At 49.4% G+C, this 824-nt stretch carries 1 protein-coding gene; it reads right to left on the bottom strand.

The features are described from left to right. Positions 1-312: 312 nt before the first annotated feature. Positions 313-696 (bottom strand): Ltp family lipoprotein, encoded by a 384-nt coding sequence (locus CG50_RS16745; RefSeq protein ID WP_081880501.1) that lies wholly within the window; start codon positions 694-696, stop codon positions 313-315. Positions 697-824 lie beyond the last annotated feature (128 nt).

Below are 824 nucleotides of genomic sequence, written 5' to 3'. Positions count from 1 at the left end.
ACCATCAAACCGTGGGATCAAACACCTAGAGGACGCCCAGGATCGGGGCCTTACCATCTTCTGGGCTCATGATTTGAAGAAGCTGACTGATTGGATCAAGAGTACAAAATCCGGAAGATAAAAATTCCCGCCAATCCATGTCCAAACGTTACATTATAGCACACGGCATGACCGACCTATATCGGCCGCCCCGCTGCGCGAGATGATAACTCCGCGCGACGGGCGATTGCTCAACCCGCGCCGATTGGTGTAAACACCAACCGGTCTCAAGTCGCAGATAGATGAAACTTCAGGGGCGGGTCAGCTTGTCACTTAACAGGCGCCTGCCTTCTTTGCCCCATAAGTCGCCTGACTCTTCGTGAACTTATCTCCGGCGCTTGATGAAAGCTGCTGGATAAGTCCATTACAGGAAAACCCCTGCAAGTTCAGATAGTCCTCGGCGGATCTGGCCGCCTGTTCATTCCAATCAACAGATAAACTATCAACAGCCGCCGTAGCATCTGTGATATTATATCCATCACCATACTCAGATGAAAGTTGTTCGATTAGCCCTTCGCGCGAAAATCCTTTAAGGTTAAGATAGCTTTTGGCCGACCTTACTGCATTTTTCTGCGCCCCGGAGAGCGATTGAGCAGAAGCGATTGGAGCATAAGTGACGGCACATATCATGGCCGTAACCAACATGGACTTCTTCATAAGGCTCTCACCCTTCAATTGATATTAACGAATCACGACACATGTATTGAAATGCACAGGATGCTTTGGCCAATCAACTGATTCCTTGGCCAAAGCTGTGCTATTTCGAACCCTTGCCGTTACGTCCG

The sequence above is a fragment of the Paenirhodobacter enshiensis genome (assembly GCF_000740785.1).
Taxonomy (GTDB): domain Bacteria; phylum Pseudomonadota; class Alphaproteobacteria; order Rhodobacterales; family Rhodobacteraceae; genus Rhodobacter; species Rhodobacter enshiensis.
The sequence above is the reverse complement of the archived record's forward strand: the minus strand, read 5'-3'. Positions and strand labels throughout refer to the sequence as shown.

Bases quoted from the DNA above. Each gene is read 5' to 3' on its own strand.
- CG50_RS16745 (WP_081880501.1), bottom strand. From the start codon at position 696: ATGAAGAAGTCCATGTTGGTTACGGCCATGATATGTGCCGTCACTTAT.